This window comes from Psychromarinibacter halotolerans (assembly GCF_029168315.1).
In the GTDB taxonomy this organism is placed as follows: Bacteria; Pseudomonadota; Alphaproteobacteria; order Rhodobacterales; family Rhodobacteraceae; genus Psychromarinibacter; species Psychromarinibacter halotolerans.
This window is the reverse complement of sequence record NZ_JARGYD010000002.1, coordinates 596929-614838: the sequence shown is the minus strand read 5'-3', so window position 1 is coordinate 614838 and position 17910 is coordinate 596929. Positions and strand designations below refer to the sequence as shown.

At 65.9% G+C, this 17910-nt stretch carries 16 protein-coding genes; 15 read left to right on the top strand and 1 reads right to left on the bottom strand.

Features of this window, described 5'->3' with window-relative positions; genetic code table 11:
* Window positions 1-16: 16 nt before the first annotated feature.
* From P1K30_RS07860 to P1K30_RS07825, 8 genes are all read left to right on the top strand, one after another.
* Window positions 17-940 (top strand): ABC transporter permease, encoded by a 924-nt coding sequence (locus tag P1K30_RS07860; protein WP_275632141.1) that lies wholly within the window; start codon window positions 17-19, stop codon window positions 938-940.
* Complete coding sequence (locus tag P1K30_RS07855) at window positions 940-1758, top strand: ABC transporter permease (protein ID WP_275632140.1); 819 nt, start codon at window positions 940-942, stop codon at window positions 1756-1758. Before P1K30_RS07860 ends, P1K30_RS07855 begins: the two co-directional genes overlap by 1 nt.
* On the top strand, window positions 1755-2720 hold the full coding sequence (locus P1K30_RS07850; protein WP_275632139.1) for an ABC transporter ATP-binding protein: 966 nt from the start codon (window positions 1755-1757) through the stop codon (window positions 2718-2720). The genes P1K30_RS07855 and P1K30_RS07850 overlap by 4 nt, the downstream gene beginning before the upstream one ends.
* On the top strand, window positions 2717-3661 hold the full coding sequence (locus P1K30_RS07845) for an oligopeptide/dipeptide ABC transporter ATP-binding protein (RefSeq protein ID WP_275632138.1): 945 nt from the start codon (window positions 2717-2719) through the stop codon (window positions 3659-3661). The genes P1K30_RS07850 and P1K30_RS07845 overlap by 4 nt, the downstream gene beginning before the upstream one ends.
* Window positions 3658-4773, top strand: coding sequence for a CapA family protein (locus P1K30_RS07840; protein WP_275632137.1), 1116 nt, complete (start codon window positions 3658-3660; stop codon window positions 4771-4773). Before P1K30_RS07845 ends, P1K30_RS07840 begins: the two co-directional genes overlap by 4 nt.
* Window positions 4770-6098, top strand: a complete 1329-nt coding sequence (locus P1K30_RS07835; protein ID WP_275632136.1) for an MmgE/PrpD family protein — start codon at window positions 4770-4772, stop codon at window positions 6096-6098. Before P1K30_RS07840 ends, P1K30_RS07835 begins: the two co-directional genes overlap by 4 nt.
* Window positions 6099-6115: 17 nt before the next feature.
* Window positions 6116-7339: a cytochrome P450 gene (locus P1K30_RS07830; protein ID WP_275632135.1), complete on the top strand. Its 1224-nt coding sequence runs from the start codon at window positions 6116-6118 to the stop codon at window positions 7337-7339.
* Window positions 7340-7444: 105 nt separating this feature from the next.
* Entirely contained in the window at window positions 7445-8842 is a 1398-nt protein-coding gene (locus tag P1K30_RS07825) for a methyl-accepting chemotaxis protein (protein WP_275632134.1), read from the top strand.
* A gap of 9 nt (window positions 8843-8851) precedes the next feature.
* On the opposite strand, the gene P1K30_RS07820 is transcribed toward P1K30_RS07825, so the two are convergent.
* Window positions 8852-9574: a GntR family transcriptional regulator gene (locus P1K30_RS07820; RefSeq protein WP_275632133.1), complete on the bottom strand. Its 723-nt coding sequence runs from the start codon at window positions 9572-9574 to the stop codon at window positions 8852-8854.
* 173 nt (window positions 9575-9747) lie between these two features.
* On the opposite strand from P1K30_RS07820, the gene P1K30_RS07815 reads away from it, so the two are divergent.
* The 7 genes from P1K30_RS07815 (at window position 9748) to P1K30_RS07780 (ending at window position 17905) form a co-directional block, all read left to right on the top strand.
* Window positions 9748-10779, top strand: a complete 1032-nt coding sequence (locus P1K30_RS07815) for a TRAP transporter substrate-binding protein (protein ID WP_275632132.1) — start codon at window positions 9748-9750, stop codon at window positions 10777-10779.
* Between the two features lie 162 nt (window positions 10780-10941).
* Complete coding sequence (locus P1K30_RS23930; RefSeq protein ID WP_338052351.1) at window positions 10942-13020, top strand: TRAP transporter large permease subunit; 2079 nt, start codon at window positions 10942-10944, stop codon at window positions 13018-13020.
* Between the two features lie 10 nt (window positions 13021-13030).
* Entirely contained in the window at window positions 13031-13153 is a 123-nt protein-coding gene (locus P1K30_RS07800; RefSeq protein WP_275632131.1) for a dihydroxy-acid dehydratase, read from the top strand.
* 9 nt (window positions 13154-13162) lie between these two features.
* Window positions 13163-14908, top strand: coding sequence for an L-arabinonate dehydratase (araD, locus tag P1K30_RS07795; protein ID WP_275632130.1), 1746 nt, complete (start codon window positions 13163-13165; stop codon window positions 14906-14908).
* Window positions 14908-16113, top strand: coding sequence for an L-talarate/galactarate dehydratase (locus P1K30_RS07790; RefSeq protein WP_275632129.1), 1206 nt, complete (start codon window positions 14908-14910; stop codon window positions 16111-16113). The genes araD and P1K30_RS07790 overlap by 1 nt, the downstream gene beginning before the upstream one ends.
* The gene (locus P1K30_RS07785; protein ID WP_275632128.1) at window positions 16110-16997 is read left to right on the top strand and encodes a phytanoyl-CoA dioxygenase family protein; all 888 of its coding nucleotides are present in this window, start codon (window positions 16110-16112) and stop codon (window positions 16995-16997) included. The genes P1K30_RS07790 and P1K30_RS07785 overlap by 4 nt, the downstream gene beginning before the upstream one ends.
* A complete protein-coding gene (locus P1K30_RS07780) occupies window positions 16994-17905 on the top strand; it encodes a dihydrodipicolinate synthase family protein (RefSeq protein WP_275632127.1) in 912 nt (303 codons plus the stop codon). The genes P1K30_RS07785 and P1K30_RS07780 overlap by 4 nt, the downstream gene beginning before the upstream one ends.
* Window positions 17906-17910 lie beyond the last annotated feature (5 nt).

Here is a 17910-nt window from a genome sequence, read left to right as displayed (position 1 = left end):
AATTGAAAGATCCCGCATGACCAAGCTGATCCTGGGCCGTCTGGCAGAGGCGCTTGCCGCGCTTTTGCTGATGAGCCTTGTCATCTTCATCCTCAGCCGGGTGACCGGCGACCCGGTGGCTTTGCTGCTGGGCGACGGCGCGACGGCCGAGGATCGCGACCAGCTGATCGCGCAGCTCCAGCTGGATCGCCCGTTGTGGCGGCAGTACCTGTCGTTCCTTGGCAATGCGGTGTCGGGCGATTTCGGCCAGTCCGTCGCCGCCGGGCGGCGCGATGCGCTGGAACTGGTGCTGGACCGCCTGCCCGCCTCGCTGTCGCTGGCGGGTGTGGCGCTGGGATTTACCTTGGTCCTTGGCATCGTGATGGGCGTGCTGGCGGCGATCACGCGGGGCGGCGCCGTGGACGTGATCCTGCGCATGGTGGCCCTGCTTGGCCAGTCGGTCCCAGCGTTCTGGCTAGGGATCGTGCTGATCTACGTGGTGTCGGTGAACTGGGGCCTGCTGCCGACGTCGGGTTATGGCACGGCGGCCCATTACGTGCTGCCCGCGCTGACGCTGGGCATCTTCACGCTGGCCGCGGTGCTGCGGCTGGTGCGCGCCTCGATGCTGGACGCGCTGGCCTCGGAATACGTCAAGCTGGCCCGGATCAAGGGCCTGCCCGAGGCGACCGTGATCCTGAAACACGCGCTGTCCAACAGCCTGATCCCGGTGGTGACCTTCATGGGCGCGTTCTTCGCCACCATGATTACCGGCGCGGTGGTGGTCGAGACGGTATTCGCATGGCCGGGCATCGGGCGGCTGGCCTACGAAAGTATTGTGTCGCGTGATTTCCCGGTGATCCAGACCGTGGTGCTGGTGATCACCGCGTGCTTCATCCTCGCCAATTTCTGCGTCGATATGCTGTACCTCGCCATCGACCCGCGCATGAGGGACCGGGGCTGATGCAGCGTTTCACCTTCCGCGCCGCGCTAGTCCTGCTGGTCTTCTTCGTGCTGACCGCGCTGGTCGGGCCCTATCTGATCGAACACGATCCGCTGAAAGGCAGCCTGCGTGCGCGGCTTGATCCGCCGGGAACGCCCGGACATCCGCTGGGCACCGACCGGCTGGGCCGCGACATGCTGGCCCGCATCGTCGAAGGCGCACGGATTTCCCTGACCGTCTGCGCCGTCGTCATCGCCATCGCGGGCAGCATCGGCACCGCAGTGGGTACCCTGTCGGGCTATGTCGGCGGCTGGCTGGACCGGGTGCTGATGCGGCTGGTGGACCTTGCCCTGTCGCTGCCCGTGATCCTGCTGGCGCTGCTGATCGGCGCCGTGTCTGGCCCGTCCTTCGGGAACATCGTTCTGGTGATTTCGCTGGTGCTTTGGTCGCAATACGCCCGCATGGCGCGGGGCGAGACGTTGCGGGTCAAGACCGAGGACTATGTCGACCTCGCCCGGACGTCGGGCCTGACCCATGTGCAGATCATCGCGCGGCACATCCTGCCGAACATCGCCCCGGCGCTGATCGTGGTGGCGACGCTGCAGGTGGGCGTGGTGATCGTGCTGGAATCCTCGCTGTCCTTCCTTGGCGTGGGCGTGCCGCCGCCGAACCCCTCGTGGGGGTCGATGGTGGCCGAGGGGCGCAGCTATGTCGTCACCGCGTGGTGGGTGTCGCTGTTCCCGGGCATCGCGATCCTGCTGGTCGTCATGGCCGTCAACATCGTCGGCGACGCGCTGACCGACCGCATCAATCCCGGCCTGAGGGGGCGCACCGCATGAGCCTGCTGTCGATCCGCAACCTGTCGGTCCGCCTTGGCCCCGGCGGCAGCGCGCCCGCCATCCTGGACGACGTGTCACTGGACGTCCGCCCCGGCGAGACGCTGGGGCTGGTGGGCGAAAGCGGGTCCGGCAAGTCGACGCTGGGCATGTCGGTCCTGCGCCTGACGCCGCCGTTGCTGGCCGAAGGAACGACCGGCCGGATCCTGTGGGATGGCGATGACGTGCTGCGGATGCGCCCACGCCAGTTGCGCGGGCTGCGGGGCGGCGAAATCTCGATGATCCTGCAGGACCCGATGGCGTCTTTGAACCCCGTCTTTTCCATCGGTGCCCAGCTGAAAGAGGCGCTGCACCGCGCCGGGCGCGACGACTTGCAAGCCACCGCCGAGGCCGCGCTGGCCGAAGTCAACATCCCCTCGCCCGCTGACCGGCTGCGCAGCTATCCGCACCAAATGTCCGGTGGAATGCGCCAACGAGTCGTGTCCGCCATCGGTCTGGCGCAAGAACCGCGCCTGATCATCTGCGACGAACCGACGACCGCTTTGGATGCGACGATCCAGTTCCAGTTTCTTGAACTGCTGCGCGCGCTTCAGGCGGCGCATCACATGGCGATGCTGTTCATCACCCATGATTTCGGCGTGGTCGCCCGCATCTGCGACCGCGTGGCGGTCATGTACGCGGGCCGCATCGTTGAAACGGGCCCGGTGCGCGAGATCTTCGCGAACCCGCGCCACCCCTACACCCGCGCATTGCTGGCCGCGGTGCCGTCAACCGCCACGGCGCCCGACCGGCTTCCGGTGATCGAGGGCGCGCCGCCCTCGGTCGGCAATCGCCCCGGCGGCTGTGCCTTCCATCCGCGCTGCCCGCTGGCGACCACGGCCTGCCAAAAGACGCCCGCGACCGAAACCCTTGCCCCCGGACATGACGTCGCCTGCTGGCACGCCCGACAAGAGGCCGTAGCATGACCGCGATCCTGTCCACCCATGCGCTGGGCCGCACGTTCCGGACCAAAGGCGGCCCCCTGCACGCGCTGACAGAGGTCACGATAGACTGCTTGCCGGGCCGGTCGCTGGGCGTGGTCGGAGAGTCGGGCTGCGGCAAGACGACCCTGAACCGGCTGATCCTGATGCTCGACAGCCCGACAGCGGGAGAGGTCCGCTTCAAGGGCAAGCCCCTGTCCGCGCTAGGCCGCGCCGAACGCCGCGCCTTTCGCCGGGCCGTGCAGCCGGTGTTCCAGAACCCCTATTCCTCGCTCAACCCGCGTCTGCGGGTGCGTCGGATCATCCGCGAACCGCTGGCGGCGAACACCGACCTTGGCCGTGCGCAGATCGACGCCCGGGTCGACGAGGTGCTTGAAGCGGTCGGCCTTTCGGCGCGCGACGGCGACCGGCTGCCGGCCGAGTTCTCTGGCGGGCAAAGGCAGCGCATCGCCATAGCGCGGGCGCTGGCGTCGAAACCCGAACTGATGCTTTTGGACGAACCGGTGTCGTCGCAGGACATCTCGATCCGGGCGCAGATCCTGAACACGTTGAAGGACCTGCGCGACGAATACGGGCTGGGCACGCTGTTCGTCAGCCATGACCTCGCGACCGTCCGGTTCATGTGCGACGAGGTGGTTGTGATCTACCTTGGCCGCATCGTCGAACGCGGCCCGGCGGCACAGATCTGCACCGCGCCGCGACACCCCTACACGCAGGCTCTGCTGGCGGCGACGCTTCCCGCCGACCCGGATGCGCAGGGCGTGGCCGTGCCGCCGAAGGGGGAAATCCCCTCGCCGCTGTCGCCTCCGCCGGGTTGCGCCTATCACACGCGCTGCCCCTTCGCGCGCGACATCTGCAAGGCACAACGCCCCGAGGCGCGGGACGGCGTCGCCTGTCACATGGTCCACGACGGGGGCTGGTCATGACCTGTCGCTTCATCGCCGTGGGCGACGTCGCGCCCGACCGGGACGACCCGGCCAGCATCTTTGCCCATGTTAGGGACCGAATCCGCGCCGCCGATCTTGGCTATTGCCAGCTAGAGGTGAACCTGACGACCCGTGGTCAGCGCGTGCCGCAGGCTCGTCATACCGTGCGCGGAAAGCCCGAGATCGCCGATGCGCTGGTCGGGACCGGGCTGAGCATCGTGTCCTTCGCCGGAAACCACACGATGGACTGGGGCCCCGAGGGGATGTTCGACACGCTTGCCAATCTGGACCGCGCAGGCGCGCGCCATATGGGGGCCGGGGCGAACATCATGCAGGCCCGCGCCCCGGTGATCGAACAACACGGCGGCGTCACCGTGGGGTTTCTGGCGGTCAATTCGATCCTGCCCCAGAACTACTGGGCGGATGACGACAAGCCCGGCTGCGCACCGATGCGGGGCCACACCGTCTATGAGCAGATCGAACACGACCAGCCCGGCACGCCCGCGCGCGTCCACACCTTCCCGCATCGCGAAGACCTTGCCGCGCTGACAGGCTCGATCCGGGCGCTGAAGGATCGGGTCGACGTGGTGATCCTGTCGCATCACGCGGGCATCCACTTCGTTCCGGCGGTGATCCCCGACTATCAGCGCGACGTTGGCCGCGCCGCGATCGACGCGGGGGCCGACATGGTGCTGGGCTGTCACGCGCACATCCTCAAGGGGATGGAGTTCCACAACGGCAAGCCGATCGTTCATTCGCTGGCCAACTTCGCTCTGGATCTCTGGATGACGCCGGAACACGCGGCGGGGCGTGGATTTCGCGAGATTCAGTCTCTGTCACCGGGGTGGGAGCCGGATTTCACCTCTTCTTATAATTTCCCGCCGGACTCGCGCATGAGCATCGCCGTCGAGGCCACGCTGACGTCTGGTGGCGTGGCGGATCTGACGCTGCTTCCGGTCTGGATCGACCGGGACTCTGCCCCCCGCTTCGTGTCGGCCTCCGAACCAGAGTTCGACCGCATCCTGTCGTATCTGCGCGAGATCACCGAGACCGCGGGCCTGCCCATGCGCTATCGCGCGGATGGCGACACGATCCGGCCCGATCCAGCATGACCGTAACGCTGGATATCGCCGCACGGTCGCGGGCCGTGTCGTGGGACGCCCTTGCGCCCAGCGCACAGCACGCGGCGCGGCTGTGTCTGGCGGATGGGCTGGCCGTGATGCTTGGCGCCCTGCGGCTTGAACCTGCGGTCCAGCCGTTCCAGACGCAGGCGCGGCTGTACGGGCACGGCCCCGCGCCGCTGCTGGCGGGGGGAACCGCCCCGGCCCCGGCCGCCGCGCTGGCCAATGGCGCGCTGGCCCATGCGCTGGATTTCGAGGACACCTTCGACCGCGCCGGCCTCCATGTGAACGCGGCGGTGATCCCGACCGTTTTGGCGCTGGGGCCGGACAAGCCGCTGGCAGAGGTGCTTCGCGCCTTGATCCTTGGCGCCGATCTTGCCTGCCGCATCGGGTTGTCGCTGACGCGCGATCCGGCGACGCGCGGCTGGTATCACCCGCCGATGATCGGCGCCTTCGGTGCGGCGTTCGCCGGCACGCTGCTTCTGGGTCTGGATGACGAACGGACCGTTACTGCACTGTCTCTAACACAGGCGCAATTCGCCCTGAGCGATGCCTTGAAACGCAGCCCCGCAAGCGATCTGCGCGCCGTCCGCGACGGGTTCGCCGCGCGCGCCGCGACCGAGGCGGTGATGCTGGCGCAGGCCGGGGTCACCGGCACGACCGACCCGGTGGCGGAAGACGGTGGCCTTGTTCACATGATGACCGGTGCCGCGCCCGACCCCGCACCCTTCGCGGACGTTGGAAACCCGGTGCTGGCGACGGACGTAACGCTAAAGCCGTGGCCCTGCTGCCGGGGGACCCATCGCGCCATCGCGCTGGCGTTGGACCTGCGGGCGCAGGGCGTCGCCCCGGCGGACCTGCACGATGTGGCCTTCGACGTGGCCCCGCCGGACGACATGCTGTTCTCGCCACGGGCCGACCGCATCCGCCCCACGACGGCCATCGCGGCGAAGTTCTCGATCCCGTTCTGCTTTGCCTCGGCGATCTTGCACGGGGCGCCGGGGCTGCTGGCATTCGACGATGCCGCCCGGCAGGACCCCGACAGGCTGGCGCTGGCACAGCGGGCCTGCCTTGCAAGCTGCGCACCGGGCACGACCCCGACTGCGCGGCTGACATGGGCAAACGGCACGCAAGACGTCAGGCCGCTGCCCGACCCGCCCGAGATGCGCGCCGGGGATACGCCCTTTGCCCGGCTCACGCCGAAATTCACCGACTGCGTCGGGCGCTCTGGTGCGCTCGACATGCTGCTTTCCCTAGAAACCGCCGATCCCGCGCTGCCTGTCGCCACGTTGCTGGCCGGCCTCGCACCGGCCTGATTCCGAAAGGCACCGCCATGCGTCCGATGGACATCCGCCCCCAGCCCCGCAACACCGAATCCTTTTCCAAGGACCACGACTTCGACGCGGGGACCGACGATTTCGACGCGGTTCACGCGCTGTTCGGCGACCTGCGGTCGCGTTGCCCGGTCGCGCATTCCAACGACCTTGGCGGCTTCTGGCTGTTCACCCGGTACGAGGACGTGGAAAGCGCGATCTCTGATCCCACGCGCTATACCACCGCCGTGCAGAACGTGGTGCCGCGCGTCGCCACGACCGGGCGGCGGCCGCCGCTGCATCTGGACCCGCCGGATCACACGCCCTATCGCCGGGCCCTGACACCGCTGTTCCGGCGCGAACGGATGGCGTTTTGGGAAACCGCGATCCGCAAGATGGCCGAGGGGCTGTTCCAACCGCTGGCGGCGCAAGGCAGCTTCGACGTGTGTCGTGATTTCGGCTATCCGCTGCCTGCGATGGTGCTGGCCGAGTTCTTCGGCATTTCCGCCGAAACCGCCGACACGATCCGCCGGATCGGCAACGACTTTACCCTTGCGCTGGAAACGATGGATCTTGATCTGATCCAGCAGACCTCGCTGGTGCTGTACAAGGCCGCCGCCGAACTGATCGCCGACCGCAAGGACACCCCGCGCGATCCCGGCAGCGACCCGGTCAGCGCCATGCTGGAGATGCGGGTGAACGGCGAACCGCTGCCCGACGACGGCATCCTTGGCACGGTGCGGCAGCTTCTGGTGGTGGGAATCATCGCCCCGACGACCTTCATCGGGTCGATGGCGCTGCATTTCGAACGCCACCCCGAACACCTTGCCCTGCTGCGCGCGGAACCTGACAAGATCCCGGCCGCCGTGGACGAACTGCTGCGGCTGTATACGCCCTATCGCGGGTTCGCCCGCACCCCGGTCGACGATGTCACCGTCTGCGGGCGGACCATCCGGCGGGATGAACCGGTGGCATTGGCCTTCACCGCTGCGAACCGCGACCCCGAGGTGTTCCGCGATCCCGATACCTTCCGCCTGGACCGCAAGGACGAGCCGCCGCACCTTGCCTTTGGCCGTGGACCGCACATGTGCGCCGGGCGTGGCATCGCGCTGGTGATGATCACCGCGGCGCTGGAGCAGTTCGTGCAGAACGTCACCGCGTTCAAGATCACGGGCCCGGTCCCGATGACCACATGGCCGGAATACGGCCCCCTAAGCGTGCCCGTCACGATCTCTGGCACGTAGGGCCGTCGGGCACATTGCCCCGGCGGGCGCTCGTTTCGTTTCGGCTTTACCGAATCCTAATGCGCAACTGGCATCAGCATCCCGAAGCAACTGCCGGAGATGCTGATGTCCGTTTCGATCAGGGACGTTGTTAAGCCTTGGGGTGACGCCGACCGCCGGGTCGGCGAGCAGGTGCATGACCTTGTTTTGCCGCGGCTTAGGGACATTCTTTTAAGCGCCTATCGGCAAGTGGACGCGTCGATGCCCGCCGTGCCCGATGACCTGTACGCGGCTGAAAAGGCCAAGTTCGGGTTCATCGCGCGGGGCGATTTCTCGGACGACTATTTCGCGCTTCAGTCGCAACTGGCCGAAAACATCGCGTCGATGACCGACTATGCCACCTATCTGCGGGGCTATGCGGTCTATTGCGGCAAGATGGTCGCGGAACTGCTGGATGCCAGCCAGGACGAAACAGCGGAAAACCGGAACCGCATGGCCGAAAGCGCCATCGCCTCGGTCTTCGCCGATCTTACGGTGACGATGGGCGAATATTTCCGCAAGGAAGCGGAAGAGGACGCGCGCGCCCGTGCGGTCCTGGGAAAGGCGCTGAACGCGCTGGCCGACCGGGATCTGACCTATCGCGTGGGTGACGATGCGCCCGCCAAGATCGCCGACGCGCGCGCCGACTTCAACGCCGCGACCGAAAGCCTTGAAAGCACCATGACCGGAATCGCCGGCAGTACCGAGGAAGTGTCGGGCAGCGTGTCGGAGATTGCGCGCGCCATCTCGGAACTTGCCGACCGGACAGAGGAACAGGCCCGGATGCTGGAACAGACGGTGTCGTCCGTCGATCAGGTCAGCGACGCCATGCGGACCAACGCCGACACCGCCCGCCGCGCCAACGGCGCCGCCGCCGAGGCGACGACGCTGGTGGGCCGCTCGGGCGAGGTTATGGCGCAAGCGAACACGGCGATGGGGGCGATTTCCAACAGTTCGCGCGAGATCGAGAAGATCGTGTCGGTGATCGACGAGATTTCGATGCAGACCAACCTGCTTGCGCTGAACGCCGCGGTCGAAGCCGCGCGCGCCGGCGATGCCGGGTCCGGCTTTGCCGTCGTCGCGCAAGAGGTCCGGCAGCTTGCCCAGCGCACCGCCGAAAACGCGCGCAACATTCGCGACCTGATCGAGACAAGCTCGGATCACGTCGGCCGCGGCGAGAAGGTCCTGAAAGAGGTCGGCGTAACGCTCGACAGCACCTCTGAACGGGTGAAAGAGATCAACGGCCTGATGGCCGACATCGCCAACCGGACCGAAACGCAGGCCACGGCCTTCGGACGGATCAACGAATCCGTCACCAACATCGAGACGCTGACACAGCGCAACGCTGCAATGGCAGAGGAAACGCACGCCGCAGTCGTCGGGCTGGACGGAAGCTCTGCCCGGCTTGGCGAAATGGTGGGACAGTTCCGCCTGTCGGATGCCACGTGGCCCGATGAAGGCGACATGAAAGCGAAGGCCGGCTGACCAGCCGCCTTACGCGGTGCCGCTTTCGAAATAGTCGGGAAGCTCGTCGCGCAGGGTTTCGATCCGCCGGATCGTCGCCCCCAGATGGCCCCGCATCGCGGCGGCCGCCAGTTCGGGATTGCCGGACGCGATCCCTTCGACCACCGCCAGATGGCCGTGGATGATCTCTGACATCTTGCCCTTGCGCGGAAGTTCCAGCCGCTGGCACCGGCTTAGGTGCCCCAGCCGCCGCGCCAGCATCGCGTGAAGCGCGGGCACGCCGACCGTCTCGAACAATGTCAGGTGAAACGCCCGGTCGAGTTCGTTGAACAGCAGCATTTGCGACGGGTCGTCCTGAAGCGCCTCTTGCATCCGGACGAAACTGCGCGCGCGTTTCAACGCAGCCATGTCGCCCTTCTCGGCCATGCGGCGGGCGACTTCCGTTTCGATGGCGACCCGCAGGAAGTGAATCTCTTTCAGTTGCGCCTCGTCGATCCGGGCGACAACGGTCTTGGACTGCGGAAAGATCCGGACAAGGCCGTCTTCTTCCAGCCGCTGCAGCGCCTCACGCACCGGGGTCTGGCTGACGCCGTACTCTTGCGCCAGCTCGCTACGGCCAAGTGTGGCGTCGGGGACAAGCTGCATGTCGATGATCCGGGCGCGCAGGCTTTCATAGACCCTGTCAGCGGCAGTTCCCCCACCGTCGACCCGAGCCGCCCCGCCTCGCAACAATCCCTCGGCAGACAAGTCCATGCCGTCCCTCTTCGCACCTTGACCGCGACACGCATCCGCCCGTGCGGCTGCCCCATATCATAGGTGAGGAAGCCAGTTGCTTCAACTAGGTGACTAATATATTAGTTGGCCTGTTCGCCACCGGCAGAGGAGAGACCGGCGCCGAACACACCGAGCGTAACGGGAGGAACAGAATGAACATCAAGGCATTGGGATCGGCAGTCGCGGCTGTCGCCTTACTTGGAATCACCGGCTTTGCCGCCGACGCGGCGGACCGGACCCTGAAGATCCAGACCTCGTCTAACGCCAGCCACGCGTCGCTGGCCTATCTCAACGAGGAATGGGTCCCCAAGCTGGAGGAAATGACCGGCGGCACGCTCACGGTCGAGCTTCTTCCGGTGGATGCGGTCGTTCCGCGCCGCGAAACCGCCGAAGCGATCAGCGTCGGCATTCTGGACGGCGACCTGACGTCGATCAACTATTTCGCCGGTGTCGACCCGGCCTTCGCACTGATGGGCGACCTGATCGCGGGCTATGACAGCGCCGACCAGATCCAAGCCTTCTGTGCGCAGGGCGGCGGCAAGGAGATGCTGCAAAAACTGTTCGACGAGCATTTCGAGGGCGTTCACGTCGTGGGCTGCGGCGCCTACGCGCGCGAAGCTTTCGTCTCTAAGGTGCCGGTTCGCGGCGTCGGCGACCTTGCCGGGCTGAAGATCCGTTCGCCCGAAGGGCTGGCCGCCGACGTGTTCAAGCGGGCGGGCGCCGCACCGGTGTCGATGTCGGGTTCGGAAACCTACGGCGCGCTTGAGAAGGGCGTGATCGACGCCGCCGACAACTCGGCCTACGCCAACAACGACGCCAACGGGATGCACAAGATCGCCAAGTACCCGATCTTCCCGGGCATCCACTCGACCCCGATCCTGCAGTTCACCGTGTCGGAAATGGTCTGGGACGAACTGACCCCGGCCGAGCAGGTCGCTCTCGAGACGTGGTACCTTGCCGCCTACAACGGCCTGCGCCAGTACTTCGACCGCCTCGACCGCCAGCTGGTTGCCCGCGACAAGGCCGCCGGAGAGCTGGAAGTCATCGACTGGCCGCAGGAAGAGCGCGACGCGCTGCGCAAGATCGCGCAAGAAGCGTGGTCGGATTTCGCCGCCCAGTCCGATCTGGCGAAGGAAGTGTACGACGCGCACATCTCGTTCATGGAAGAGGCCGGCCTGCTGTAAGGCCGCCCACACCGCGCCCGGACCCACCGGGCGCGGCACCCACCGGCCAGGATGAGGCCGGGCAACAAGCACCGACCCGGACCACCGGGCAAGGGAAATCCAGAACAGACAGGAGGCGGCCGCAGGTTCCGAACCGCGCCGCTTGGGGGAGAAGGGCCAGCCATGAGCCGCGAATACGAAGAGCGCCTGCAGCACGCACCGTTGGAGGTGGCGGGTGACGATCCGACCCACGAGGAAGACAGTCTTTCCCGTGCCGATTACACGCCGGTCGATCACGTCAGCCACCTGATGGGGATCATGATCTCGGTCTTCTACATGGCCGCCGCGCTGGCCACGCTTTACGAGGTCTTTTCGCGCTATCTTCTGAACGCCCCGACCTACTGGGCCTTCGAAACCGTGATGATGCTGTGCGCCGCGGCTTGGATGCTGTCGTCGGGCTACATCACGATGAAACAGCGCCACATCGGCATCACCGTCTTCCACAACATCGCGTCGGACAACACCCGCTGGTGGCTGGACCTGTTCGCGATGGTCGTCGGCATCATCGCGCTTTACATGCTGCTGACCGACGCCGCGATCCGCGCCTATGTTTCCGTCGAACGGCTGGAAAAATCGGGTTCGGCGTTCAACTCGCCGCTGCCGATGATGCTGAAATCGCTGATGGTCACGGGGGCGTTCCTGTACCTTGCGCAGCTGATGGTGAACCTGCACCGCCACTTCACCTCGCCCATTGCGCGGCTGGCGGTGAAAGCGGTTGCCGTCTACTTCGTCGTCTACTTCGTCTCCGCCTTCCTGTCCGAAGCCTTCGATGTGTCTCTGGCACAGATGATTTCGGGCTTCTTTTCGGATATCGGCAAGGCGATGGATCCCTCCGCCGCGCTGAACATGCGCGAGATGGATCTGGGCACCGTGTCGATCATCATGGTGATCCTGCTGATCGCGCTGATGATGACCGGCATGCCGCTGGGCATCGTCACGCTGATCGTGTCGGTCATCATGGCGATCGGCTTTTTCGGGCCGCGCGGGCTGTTCCTTGTGTCGTCGAACGCGGCAGGCCTGCTGGAACACTACACGCTGGTCGCGGTGCCGTTCTTCGTGCTGATGGCCTCGATCCTTGAACGCGCCGGCATCGCCGAGGACCTGTTCGACGCGATGTCGATCTTCGCGGGCAACCTGCGCGGCGGCGTCGCGGTGCAGACCACGGTGGTCGCCGTGATCCTTGCCGCCATGTCGGGTGTCATGGGCGGCGAGATCGTGATGCTGGGCCTTGTCGCCCTGCCGCAGATGTTCCGCCTTGGGTACGACCGTAAACTGACCATCGGCCTGATCTGCGCCAGCGGCGCGCTGGCCACGCTGATCCCGCCGTCGATCATCATGATCGTCTACGGTCTGTCGGCCGAGGTCGGCATCGGCGACCTGTTCATGGCCGGCGCCACGCCGGGGATCATGCTGGCGGTCTTCTATGCCAGCTATGTGCTGATCCGGGTCAACCTGAACCACAGCCTTGCCCCCACCGCGGCCGAGGTGGCCCAGATGACGGGCAACAAGGAACAGAAGCTGTCCAAGGACCGTCTGACCGCCGTCATCCTGTGCATCATCCTGATCGGTGCGGTGATGGGGTCGATCTATGGCGGTGTCGCGTCTGTGACCGAAGCCGCAGCGGTGGGCTGTATCGGCAGCCTGTTCGTCGCCGCCGTCCGCAACCAGTTCAAGTGGGAGGTCCTGAGCGCCGCCCTGATCGGTTCGATGACCACGGTCGGCACGATCATCTGGCTGGTGCTGGGCGCGGTCAGCTTCATCGGGATCTTCAACCTTGTCGGCGGCGGCGACTTCATGCGGTCGCTGTTCCTTGACCTTGGCCTGTCCGCGATGGGGACGATCCTTGTGATGATGCTGATCCTGATGGTGCTGGGTACCTTCATGGAATGGATCGCCATCGTGTTCATCACCGTGCCGGTCTTCGCCCCCGTGGTGATGACCCTTGCACCGGAACTCGGCCTGACCGAGGATCAGGCAAAGATCTGGTTCGGCATTCTGTTCGTGATGAACATCCAGATCTACTTCCTGTCGCCGCCCTTCGGTCCCGCGTGTTTCTGGCTGAAGTCCGTGGCCCCCAAGGACGTGACGCTGCAAGAGATCTTCCTTGCCGTCCTGCCCTTCATCGCCCTGCAGATCACCGGCCTGATCCTGGTGATGCTGTTCCCGCAGATCGCCCTGTGGCTGCCTGAACTTTTGAATTGAGGAGACTGAGATGATCGGAAGAGACAGCCGCGACGACATCGACGGATACGGCAAATGGCCGTGGATTGCCGGCCTGATCCTGACTGCGGTCCTGATCTACACCATGCATCACTTCGCCACGCCGATTTCCTGAGGAAATACCATGAAAGACGACAAGACCGGCAAACGGTACGAAGACCTGCGGTCCGCCCGCTTCTTTGCCGCAAACGACTTCAGAAGTTTCGGGCATCGGTCGCGGGCCATGCAGATGGGGCTGGGCCACGAAGACTGGGAAGGCAAACCCGTCATCGGGATCATCAACACATGGTCCGAGGCACAGCCGTGCCACATGCACTTCAAGGATCGGGTCGAATGGGTAAAGCGCGGCATCCTGCAGGCAGGCGGCCTGCCGATGGAACTGCCGGTGCATTCGCATTCGGAACAGTTCCTGAAACCGACCTCGATGCTGTACCGCAACATGGGCGCGATGGAGGTCGAAGAGACCCTGCGCGCACACCCCTGCGACGGCGCCGTCCTGATGGGGGGCTGCGACAAGTCCACGCCCGCCCTGATCATGGGGGCGATCAGCTGGGGATTTCCGTTCCTTTTCCTGCCCGCCGGTCCGATGCTGCGCGGGAACTACGCGGGCAAGGTGCTTGGGTCCGGCTCTGACGCGTTCAAGTACTGGGACGAACTGCGCGCGGGCACGATCACCGACGAGGAATGGAAAGGCATCGAGGGCGGCATCGCGCGGTCCGACGGCCATTGCATGACGATGGGCACCGCGTCGACCATGACCGCGATCGCGGAAGGCTTCGGCCTTTGTCTGCCCGGCGCGTCGTCGATCCCGGCGAACGACGTCAACCACAAGCGCATGTCCGCCGCCTGTGGCCGCCGCGCGGTGGAAATGGTCTGGGAAGACCTGACGCCCGCCAAGATCGTCACAAAACAGGCCGCCGAGAACGCGACCACCGTCGCGATGGCGACTGGCTGTTCCACCAACGCCGTGATCCACCTGATCGCGATGGCGCGCCGTGCGGGGATCGACTGGGGCCTGCCCGACTTCGACCGGCTCAGTCGCGAGGTTCCGGTGATCGCCAACGTCCGTCCGTCCGGCAAGGAATACCTGATGGAGGATTTCTTCTATGCGGGCGGTCTGCGCGCGCTGATGAAGGAACTTGGCGACAAGCTGGACCTGTCCGCGATCACCGTCACCGGCAAGACGATGGGCGAAGGGCTGGAAGGCGCGGTGAACTACAACCCCGACGTCATCCGCCCGCTGTCGAACCCGGTCTATGCCGAGGGCTCGCTGGCGCTGCTGAAGGGCAACCTTGCCCCCGACGGCGCGGTGATCAAGCCCGCCGCCTGCGATCCGAAGTTCCACAAGCACAGCGGCCCCGCCATCGTCGCGGACTCGTACCCCGAGCTGAAGAAGATCATCGACGATCCCGATTACGACATGACCCCCGACCACGTCCTGATCCTGCGCAACGCGGGTCCGCAGGGCGGTCCGGGGATGCCGGAATGGGGCATGATCCCGATGCCCAAGGCGCTGCTGAAGCACGGGCACCGCGACATGGTCCGCCTGTCCGATGCGCGCATGTCCGGTACCAGCTTTGGCGCCTGCATCCTGCACGTCGCGCCCGAAGCCTATATCGGCGGCCCGCTTGCGTTGGTGAAGACCGGCGACATCATCGAACTGGACGTGCCGAACCGGTCTTTGAACGTGAAGATCAGCGACGAGGAAATGGCAGAGCGCCGCGCCGCTTGGGTGGCGCCGGAACCGCGCTATGAACGCGGCTATGGCTGGATGTTCAGCAAGCACGTCGAACAGGCCGACAAGGGCTGCGACTTCGACTTCCTGAAGACCGAGTTCGGCAAGCCCGTCGACGAACCGGTGATCTTCTGATGGCCCTTGATCTGTCCACACGCCGTATTGCGGCCCGGCAACCCTTTGGCGGCGTGCCGAAGGGCAAGGCCAGTCAGGACGCGATCAAGGGGATGACCCTGTCGCACATCGTTCTGCCGCTGGAAAACCCGCTGTCGGACGCCAAGGTTCTGACCGGACGCCAGTCTGCGCTGGCCGCGGTCGACATTATCTCGTGCGAGATGGTGTCCGAGAACGGCCATCGCGGGATGGGCTTCGCCTATACCCTTCGGGCTGGCGGGTCGGGCATGTTCGCGCTGGCCTGCGAGATCGCCGACCGGATCATGGGGCACGACCCCAACGACATCGGCCGTCTCTGGGAACTGCTGCGCTGGCAGACCAACTCGTTGGGTCAGGGCGGCATGTCGTACCAGACCATCGGCGCGTTCGACACGGCGCTGTGGGACATGAAGGCCAAGGTCGCGGGCCTGCCTCTGGCCAAGCTGCTGGGCGCGCACCGCGACACCCTGAGGATCTACAACAGTCAGGGCCAGTACCTTCAGGCGTCGATCGACGAGATGAAGGCCGCCGCCGACCGCTCGCTGACGCTGGGCATCGGCGGGATCAAGATGAAGGTCGGCCAGCCGGACGGGCAGGAGGACCTCAAGCGGATCATGGCGATGCGCGACCACCTGCCGGACGACATCGCTTTCATGATCGACGCTAACCAGCAATGGGACCGCGCCTATGCGCTGCAGTTCGGCAAGATCGTCGACGAGGTCGGGCTGGCGTTCATCGAGGAACCGCTGGACGCACTGGACATCGAAGGCCACGCCGAACTGGCCCGCAACCTTTCGACGCCCATCGCGACGGGCGAGATGCTGACCTCGCCGACCGAGGCGATCCAGCTGGTGCAGAAGGGCGGCTGCGACATCAGTCAGGTCGACGCGCTGCGGATCGGCGGCGTGACCCCGTTCCTCAAGGCAATGGCAATGGCCGAGGCGCACCGCGTCCAGATCGCGCCGCACTGGTTGATGGAACTGCACGTCCACCTTGCCGCCGCCTTCCCGGAAGAGGCGTGGATCGAGCATTTCCACTGGTTAGAGCCGCTTTTTGACGAACGTCTGGAGATCGCAGACGGCCGCGTGGCGGTGCCGGACCGGCCGGGGCTTGGCCTGACCCTGTCCGACAAGGCGCGCGACTGGACCGTCGCGACGCAGGACATCGGCGAACGGGGACGCGCATGACCGAGGTTCTGACCGGCGCACAGAAGGCATTCTACGAGGAACAGGGATACCTGATCCTCGAGAACCGTGTACCGGTCCCCATCCTTGATCGCATCCGGCAAGAGATCGCCCGGTTTACCGAGGTCGCGCGCGGCATGACCGCGTCGGACGACAAGATCGACCTTGAAGACAGCCACACCCCCGACGATCCGCGCATCCGGCGGGTAAAGCTACCGCACACGCAGTCCGAGGTGGTGAACGACCTGCTTCGGTCCGATCACATCCTTGCGCCGGTCCGCGACCTGATCGGCCCCGACGTGCGGATGCAGACCACGAAGCTGAACATGAAATCGGCGGGCTACGGCGCGGCGGTGGAATGGCATCAGGACTGGGCCTTCTACCCCTACACCAACGACGACGTTCTGGCCGTTGGCGTCATCATCGACGACATGACAGAGGCGAACGGCCCGCTGATGGTGCTTCCCGGCACCCATCGCGGCCCGGTGCTGGACCACCACCACAACGGCTACTTCGCCGGTGCGGTCGACCTTGAGGCGGAAGGCATCGACATGGCCGACGCGGTGCCGCTGATGGGCCCCGCCGGGTCGATCTCGATCCACCACGGGCGCATCCTGCACGGATCGGCCCTGAATACGTCGACGCAGGATCGCCGGATCATCTTCTACGAGATGATGGCCGCGGACGCCTTCCCGATCTTCGGGCAGAACACCTTCCCGGCGTCGCTGGAAGAGTTCGACGCGCGAATGCTGTGCGGCACATCCACACTTGAACCGCGCATGGCGGAGGTGCCGGTGCGCATCCCCAAGCCCCTGCCACCGACCAGCGGTTCGATCTACGAAATCCAGAAAGCCATGGGCAAACGATCCTTCGAGGTACTGAAATGACCGACCTGACAACCGCGCTGACCGGGATTTCCGGCATCCTTGCCACCCCGTACGACGCCGACGGCAACATCGCCCCCGCCAAGCAGGCGCCGATCGTCGAACGCGCGCTGAAGGCTGGCGTGCACATCCTGACCGCGAACGGCAACACCGGCGAGTTCTATTCGCTGACCACCGACGAGGCGATCGAGATGGTCACCGCCGCCGCCGGTCACATCGGCGGGCGTTGCCCGCTGGTGGCCGGGGTCGGCCGCGCGCTGCCCGACGCCTGCCGCCTGGCCAAGGCATCCGCCGCCGCTGGCGCCTCGGCGCTAATGATCCACCAGCCGCCCGACCCCTTCGTCGCCCCGCGCGGCGTGGTCGACTACGTCAAGGCGGTGTCCGAGGCGGGGAACAACCTGCCGATGGTGCTGTACCTACGCAACGACGGCATCGGCACCGACGCCATCGCCGCGCTGTGCTCGGTTCCCGGCGTTGTCGGCGTGAAATGGGCCACCCCCAACCCGATGAAGCTGAAGGCCGCGATGGAAGCCTCGCCCGATGACATCATCTGGGTCGGCGGCCTTGCCGAGGTCTGGGCGCCCACGTTCTACGCCGTCGGCGCGCGCGGCTTCACCTCTGGCCTGATCAACGTCTGGCCGGAACGGTCGGTCGCAATCAGCCAGGCGCTGGAAGGCGGCGACTATGCCAAGGCCCGCGACCTGATCGCCGGGATGCAGGTGTTCGAGGACATCCGCGCCGAGGAACAGGGCGGCGCCAACGTGCCCGGCGTCAAGGCGGCGCTGGCGATGATGGGCGAGGATTGCGGCGGCGTGCGCCCGCCGGCGGCATGGCCGCTGTCGGACGATCAGACGTCGCGGCTGAAGGCATTCATGGATGACGCGGGTCTGTTGTCCCGCAAGGCAAGCTGAGGAAG